The organism is Thiohalorhabdus sp., from assembly GCF_046545655.1.
In the GTDB taxonomy this organism is placed as follows: domain Bacteria; phylum Pseudomonadota; class Gammaproteobacteria; order Thiohalorhabdales; family Thiohalorhabdaceae; genus Thiohalorhabdus.
Genome location: NZ_JBKGZG010000015.1, coordinates 37,705 through 44,957, shown reverse-complemented (window position 1 = coordinate 44,957; position 7,253 = coordinate 37,705). Strand labels below are relative to the sequence as shown.

Below are 7,253 nucleotides of genomic sequence, written 5' to 3'. Positions count from 1 at the left end.
CCGGCTGGGATAAGGTCTGAAACGCAGGACCTCGGCAACACCAAGGACCGGCTGGTGGTTTCAGTGGTTAACCGGCTGGGATAAGGTCTGAAACCCCTCGGCGGCGAGGATCTCGTCGATGATGGCGTCAGTTTCAGTGGTTAACCGGCTGGGATAAGGTCTGAAACGGCCGGTGGCGGCGGTGGCCACGCCGGTCATGGCGAGTTTCAGTGGTTAACCGGCTGGGATAAGGTCTGAAACGGTAATGCCGTAGTGGGTGGGGCCGCCCCGGTCGTGTTTCAGTGGTTAACCGGCTGGGATAAGGTCTGAAACTCAATACAAGCTGACCATTGACCATATCCAGGCACCGTTTCAGTGGTTAACCGGCTGGGATAAGGTCTGAAACTCCGTCCGGCGGTCGATCTCCTCCTGGGACGGCTGCCGTTTCAGTGGTTAACCGGCTGGGATAAGGTCTGAAACCCAGCTCCCCGTCCTCCACCGCGTCGGCGGGATGCTGTTGTTTCAGTGGTTAACCGGCTGGGATAAGGTCTGAAACGGCCGGTGACGGGGTCCACGAACGTCAGGCTGGTGGTTTCAGTGGTTAACCGGCTGGGATAAGGTCTGAAACGTTCGTGTGCAAGGAAAAGGGGGGCGAGAGGTTTGTTTCAGTGGTTAACCGGCTGGGATAAGGTCTGAAACACCCTTGAGGAGGGCCTGGACGACGACACCGCCGAGTTTCAGTGGTTAACCGGCTGGGATAAGGTCTGAAACACCGGCTCCCGGGCGCAGTACGAGGTGCGCATAAAGGTTTCAGTGGTTAACCGGCTGGGATAAGGTCTGAAACCCCCACCATCCCTTTCCCTCTTTTCAGTTGCTTGGGAAGGGCGGGCAGGGGCAAGGGGTCGAAAATCTCTTTCGGGAAGTTGGGTTGCAGTTTTTGCGAACCGAGGTTACTATCCTGATAGACCTTATCCCAGGGTTGATACCCTGAAATCACCAAGGGGAAGGATTCTGGCTCGCCCAACTGCATTTGCATGGCGGGTTCTTCCTGGATTTTGAGGCCGGCGCCGATAGGGGTCGGCCTTTTTTAGCTACGGTCGTTGCAGAAGTTGAAGAACTCGCACTGAGCGCATTGACTTTCCGCGGCTGGCGTCTCGGGCTTGCGGGTGCTGTTCAGGGTTCCAACGAGCTGGTCCCGCTCTTTTAGAACCTCCTCCCTGGCTTCTTCATCAACGGATATTCGGCGAATTTTTCGTTGCGCTCCCAGGACAAACCCTGCGGGTGCCGGTCGGTTCCAATATTCCTCGGCCAAAAGGGCGTATGCAGTGATCTGGACCCGATGCGCCTTCTTTGCTGGCTGCCAGCGCAGTTTGAACTCCACAGGATAAACGGCGGCTGCTGTGATAGCGGCGCCGTCCAGGCGCCCGTGCAGGCTCCACTTTACACTTTTTATTGAGACATCCCGCCTCCAGTCAGGTTTCGTCCTACCGAAGCGCCGTTCCAGGCGTTCCCTGGCGCGCTTGCGTTCCTTATGATGATAGTCGAGGCCTTGGTCCACCCAAGGCGGCCATTCCGGTCGCAGCCCCATAACCTCTGTATAGAAGGGTATTCGGGGGCAGAACAGGTGCTGCCGGAGAAGGCCGACGGGAATGGAATCTTCAAACACTGTAGGCGTCTCCCGGAGGCACAAGCTCTTCCTGGCTGTGGCCGAAACCGTATTTCCCTACTGCCTCTCGAAGGTCCCCCTCCAGCAGAAAGGCTCGATCGGTATCGGTGTCCAGGTGCTCACGGAACAGTCGGAGTACCGCCCCTTTCTCCGCCCGGTTGAGCATACCCCACATTACGGAACGCTGTACCGGAACTAGGCCAAGGTCCTTGAGAGCCTCAAATAGCTTCTGACGGCTCCGGTTGGCGCGCACGTCGTAGCAGACGATGACTTCATGGAAGAATCGAGGGTCCATTGCGCTACCACCGGAACAGGTAGGGCTTGTAATGACGCTCGCCTATGAGGGCGCCGCTTAGCCGGTAAATCTGTCGCTGCATGATGCTCTCCAGGGTTACCCGCTTGCCTTGATAGGGGTAACGCCGGGCCAGGGTCCCGTCGATTTCTGCGATAAGACGGCGCTTCAAAGAGGTATCCAGCCCGTCTTTGCTGTTTAGCAGTCGCCGCAGCTTTGCCAATGAGCGGTCCACCACCCAGGGCCGATACTCCTCCATGACGTCGAGCACAAGAGAGGGTTTGCCGGCACGCTCGGTGTGTAGGAAGCCGGCGAAAGGCTCCAGCCCGGCGTTGCTGATGCAAGACCAAACCCGGGAGCTTAGCACCGCATACCCGTAGTTAAGGGCTTGGTTGGCAACGTCGTCGGCGCCTCGGTGGTGCCGGCCCGAAAATTTTTCGCCTAGAAGGGAAGTACGGGCCAGGGCGGCCCAATAGTTACTGGCTGCGGCCCCTTCCACACCCATCAGGCGCTCTCGCCAGTTGTCAGCCGCCTTTGTTGCCCGCTTTGCCTCTTCTGTTGCCTGATGCAACCTGGCTCCGGCTGGCCGCAGGTGAGCATCACCTGCTTGGCGGTGGTATTTGGCGAAATAGAGCAGGACAGAGCGCTGGTTGTGAATCTTCCCCCGGGCGAAGGCGCTAGCCAAAAAGGCCGCCCGTTGGTCGTCGGCAAGGGTCTCGAACTGGCCCCGTCGAACACCCACTACGGCGTGCTGATCAAGACCGCTGAGGGCGGCGGCTACCTGGCCGCGAAAATCAAGAAAAAACAGACGAATACCTCGCGCGGCGCATTGTGTGACAAGGTTGCTGGAAAGCCCAACCCCGTCCCTGGCAATGGTGAGGGTCTTGAGGCGGTTCAGGGGGCATTCGGTTAAGGACGCCCCGTCGGCGGACACCACAACTCGCGATCCCCGGAGGCCCACGAAATGGCCGCGTTCCACTACGCTGAGGTGCATGGCTAGACGGGGTCTCCCTGGAGATACCAACTCTTGAGCCGGCTGTCTCCAGCGATGGTGTATTCCACGGTTACCGTATCCCCCAGGCCAACAACCGCCAGGGATGGCGTGGTATCCGTTCGGAGCTTTGCCAGACAGGCATCGGTTTTGGCCCCCAATGCGGCTTGCAGATCTTTCCCCCGGCCTCGGAATTCCAGGGCGGGAGGTAGGGCAAAGGGCGATTCCAAAGATACATTCATCTGGCTAAGGATTTCCTTGAGAAGCGGCCAGTCCGTGGTGAGCTGTATCCGGAACCGTGGGGAACTGTCAGTGGGCGCGGCCAGCACCTCTCTAACCCGCGAATCGCCTAGGCTGGATCTGGGAAGGAGGGTCCGCCATTCGTGGAGAAGAATCTCGTGCGATACCTCGGCAGGCCGTGGGGAAGCTTGGCTAAGGGTCGCGCCTGTGCTTAGTTGAATTTCGTCCAACGGGCGCGCGTTCCATTTGCCCTTGGGGTCCACCCAGAAGCCGGCGAACTGGCCTTTTCCAGGCCCAGTTTCGGTTTCGGCAAGCTGGGCTATATCCTGGCCTTCGGGATGTTTTCGGTGCAGCCGGACCCCGCCGGACGGGTCATCCCGCAGGGGGAGGGAAAAGACCTTGCGCACCCCCTGGTGCTGGCGGTTGGGCCGGCTGCGGGGGAAACGGCGCTCGTGGAATCCCTTCCAGTTGAACTCCTTTGCCTCGCCGCCCAGGGCGGAAGCCAGCTCCGGGTCATCCAGGACGGCAAGCCAGTCCGCACGAAAGGGCAGGACCACTTCGGTTTTTTCGGGGCGGGCCAAGTCGCGGGGCAAGCCGCTGAAGGTTTGGGGCTCCACCTTGATTTGGCTCTTTTTGGTGATGTCTTTTTCCAGGGCCTCCCGGGTCCTGAATTGTGGTCGGCGGGAATCTTTAACAAAGGTCGAAACCGGCTGTTTGCGGATGGTATAGCGCAGGGCCTCCAGCCCCCGTGCGCGGTTTTGATCATCGGCCGATGGCTCTTCTCCGCGGCCGAGTTGTTGATTGACCATGGTTAGGGCCTTCACGGCCTTTTCCCTGTCCACTGGGAAGTAGAGATATCCCCGTGGGTGGCTCCCTGCTTCGGTGGCCCACCGGGGGAAGTCCCCTTCCACTGTGTCTCCCGCGAAGGTTAGAAACGGGCGCAGAAGGTTAAACCAGGGGGCGCCGTCCCCTTGAACAAAGGCGGCGTTGCCCCGGCTGAACCCGAAGCCAAGCCTTCCTTCGGCGTCGAGAATCACGGGCAGGAATCGTTCACCGAAGTGATTGCTCTTCAACAGCGGCTTGCCCGAGACCGGTGCCTTGCGGGAAATGGGCCGGGCCCCCATGCGGTCCACGGCGATTTGCTTCGGGAGCCACCGCTCCATCCAGGCGCCCCGCTCGTGGTCCGGGGGTGGGGGAAGGTGCAGGTCCAGGCTGACCCTGGGCTGCTCCAGGCCCGCCACTAAGGCCATCAGGGCGTCGATAGCGTGGCTTGCCAGGGGCTGGGGCCCCTCCTCCGGCTTGGCCACCTCGGGCCGCACCATGCCGAGGATCTGGCGCTGGGCGCGAATGTCGTCGGCCAGCACCCGGTAGGGGCGGACGGTGATGGCGCGGCCGGGCAGCTCCTCGCGTAGGGCCCGCTCGAAGCGGCGGACGAACCAGCCCTGCGTGCCGTTGACCCGGGCCTTGTGGTAGCTGGCCAGCAGCCGCAGAAGTCCGTCGCGGAGGTCGGGGAGGAACAGGCCATGGCGCAGGGCCCGCTGCGCCCCGGACTCCAGGTCGTGGAGGCTGGTGAAGCTGCGCGTCTCAAGCAGAAAAGGCTGGAGGGTTTCCCGGATGTTCTCGGCGACGACTCTCCGGTCATCGGTGCCGAACTGCGCACTCAGGTAGTCCGAGTGGAGGTCATCCAGGGTGTAGAGCTGGTCCCCCTTGGCTTGGTTGCCGCGGGCGCTGCAATAGATGAGGTTCGCTTCGGACTGAAAAACCGTCCCCTGGAATTTTTGCGTTCCCGACTGCGGCACGATGTGGTCGATTTCCCCGCCTTCGCCAAGGGGGTCCCCGGTGTAGGGGCAGACCCCCGCGGAGGCCTCCTTGACCCGGTCGTTCTTGGTGGCTGTGGAGCGGGTTTCTCCGGTAGGCCGTCTCCCTTTTAGGGCGTCCTTGCCTGCCGTCATCTCGAACCGGTTCTGTTCGATGAGCACCGGGACGAAAATTTCCTCCTCGGCACTCCCTGCAGCCCGGATCTGTTCCGCCTTGGCCCGAGCCAGAATGCGGGCCTGCAGGGTTAGGGCACGGTCCACCACGCCGTCGAAGGGGCGGTTGCTGTCCGCAGGCAGGCGCAACGCCAGGGCGGCATCTCCTTCTCCTTCTTCGGGGCTCAGGTTGCGGCCTGCGTTGTCCGCCGTGCAGGTCTTGCAGGTCTTGGAGAAACCGTGGAGGTCACCGCTCAGCAGGTTGTGGAGCTGGGCCAGGCTGAAGGGATTGCTGTAGCGGCGCACCGCTTCGGGGTTGTGGCCGAGATGCTCCCCGATGATTTCGGCTGCGCGCTGAGATTGCTCGAAGAGGGTGACGACTTTCTTCTCATCCGTGGATCGCTTCTTCTTGGGACGGGGAGCCGACTGCTCGTAGATCGCCTTGAGCCCGTTGCCCTTTTCCTTCTGCATTTCGGCCGCGCGGGCGGCGACACTGCGGACGGTGGAGCGGCTATCCAGCTTCTCTTCCATGGCGGCTGCCACGCTGTCCGGGTCGGTGGAGGGCATGCGCAGGATTTGGCCGAGCAGAACCCCTAGTTGATTGGCCTTGTGCGGCGGGTGCTTGCCGCAACGGCGGAGTAAATTTACGGGGCGGCTCTCGGGCCAATACCCCTCCCGGGCTTGGCGGGATTCGTCGTAGTAGCGCCGCGCCAGCTCCAGGAGGCCTTCGACGTGCTGCCTTCCAATGTGGCGGGCCAGAGTATCCCGTGCCTCCTGTTGCGGATTGCTGAGGGATCCCTCCGCGTGGGCCAAGCTGAACAGCAGATAGGGGTCCGATTCCCGGGTCCGGTCTAGGGCGCGCTGGAGGAGGCGCGCGTTGCGCTCCCGGGGGCCCTTCTCATGGAGGGATTCGGCCAGCTCCGGACGGGCCCGCTCCAGCTTGGCGGCGATGGTCTCCCAGAGGGGCAGCGCCTCGTCCAGCCTTGCGGGGTCGCATAACAGGCTCATGCACTCCGGCGGCCGCCGGTTGTTCTGGTTCTCGTAGGGCGGGATGGTTTTCTCAGGATGGTGGCTCAGCCAAACCTCTAGGACCCGCTCACCGGTGGCCCGGAGCAGTTCGCGCCGGTTTTTCGCCTCCTGGCTGTCCCGTGCGGGGCGCCATCCCTTGAGCCAGCGGCGGAAAACGCGGGCCAGCCGGGCCTCGTCCCAGTAGACGCCTTCCTTCATGCGCGGGTCGTCGAAGTACCAGCGAAGAGGCCGGAGCTGGAGGTTGCTGATATGGCCGAGGAGGTGCCAGAGCTGGGCCGGGGTGAGGCCTGCGGCCTCCAGGTGAGGGTTAAGGCGCCCTTTCTCGGCGATATCCCGGCGGATGTTCTCCAGGTAGCTTTTCCGGGGGTGGTGGCCTTCTATCTGGGCCTTGTCCAGGCCCTGTACCGCCTGCCGGAAAGCTTGGTAGATGGCCGCCTGTTCCTCCTTCTCGGCCTCGTAGCGGGACGAAAGATCCTCGGGGATCTTCTTGAAGAGCTGGGACGCCTTTTTCGGGTAGCTCAGCCGTTCGTCCTCGGCCAGCTCCCGGACCTGCTCCGGATCCTCGCTTAGATCCGCCAGCACCCGTTCGAGCGTGGGGTACTCCACCCCGGATTCCGGTGCCGCGAGTTCCGGGAACAGATCGTGGACCAGGGTGCGGCTGCTACGCCCCAGGCGGGACTGGGTTTCCGAATCGGTCTCGTCATCCACGCCGTAGGTATAGCCCCGCCTGTTGAGCAGGCCGTTGATGAAGTCTCCCAGCCGCTGGTTCCCGCCGATGTCCGCCAAAAGGTCCAGGCCGTAGTGCTGTTCCAGGATGAGCCGGGCCAGGCGCTTGGCCAGCTTGCGCCGCTTGTGGTTTCGGCGCATGTGGCGCATCTGCCGACGGTTGCGCTGCATCAGCTCATAGTTGTCCGGGTTGACGTGCAGGACCCGGCCCTCGCGCGCCCCGGATGCCGGGTCCTCGCCCGGGCTGAAGTCAGCCATGAAGACGCCGCTGTAGCGGGCGCCGAGGTCAACCGCGACTGGGGATATGCGGTCCATGTGCAAACTCCTCTCCCTAACCTTAAAGGGCTATCAGATGGATTA

Annotated in this window: 4 protein-coding genes and 1 CRISPR repeat array; all 4 genes read right to left on the bottom strand. The window is 62.3% G+C overall.

Annotated elements, in window-relative coordinates; all coding sequences use genetic code 11:
- Positions 1–57: 57 nt before the first annotated feature.
- Positions 58–823: a CRISPR direct-repeat array (repeat unit 37 nt; unit sequence GTTTCAGTGGTTAACCGGCTGGGATAAGGTCTGAAAC).
- 243 nt (positions 824–1,066) lie between these two features.
- Genes cas4 through cas9 form a run of 4 tightly spaced genes read right to left on the bottom strand, consistent with a single transcriptional unit; the run spans position 1,067 to position 7,208 of the window.
- Entirely contained in the window at positions 1,067–1,645 is a 579-nt protein-coding gene (gene cas4, locus ACLFRB_RS05245; protein ID WP_411067952.1) for a CRISPR-associated protein Cas4, read from the bottom strand.
- Positions 1,638–1,940 carry a CRISPR-associated endonuclease Cas2 gene (cas2, locus tag ACLFRB_RS05240; protein ID WP_411067951.1) on the bottom strand — a complete coding sequence of 101 codons (303 nt, stop codon included), beginning with the start codon at positions 1,938–1,940 and terminating at the stop codon, positions 1,638–1,640. The genes cas4 and cas2 overlap by 8 nt, the downstream gene beginning before the upstream one ends.
- Before the next feature lie 4 nt (positions 1,941–1,944).
- The gene (cas1, locus tag ACLFRB_RS05235; RefSeq protein WP_411067950.1) at positions 1,945–2,931 is read right to left on the bottom strand and encodes a CRISPR-associated endonuclease Cas1; all 987 of its coding nucleotides are present in this window, start codon (positions 2,929–2,931) and stop codon (positions 1,945–1,947) included.
- Positions 2,932–2,933: 2 nt separating this feature from the next.
- Entirely contained in the window at positions 2,934–7,208 is a 4,275-nt protein-coding gene (gene cas9 / locus ACLFRB_RS05230; protein WP_411067949.1) for a type II-B CRISPR-associated RNA-guided endonuclease Cas9/Csx12, read from the bottom strand.
- Between the last annotated feature and the right edge of the window lie 45 nt (positions 7,209–7,253).

Coding starts and splice junctions, on each gene's coding strand:
- cas2 (WP_411067951.1), bottom strand. CDS start 1,940: ATGGACCCTCGATTCTTCCATGAAGTCATCGTCTGCTACGACGTGCGC.
- cas1 (WP_411067950.1), bottom strand. CDS start 2,931: ATGCACCTCAGCGTAGTGGAACGCGGCCATTTCGTGGGCCTCCGGGGA.
- cas9 (WP_411067949.1), bottom strand. CDS start 7,208: ATGGACCGCATATCCCCAGTCGCGGTTGACCTCGGCGCCCGCTACAGC.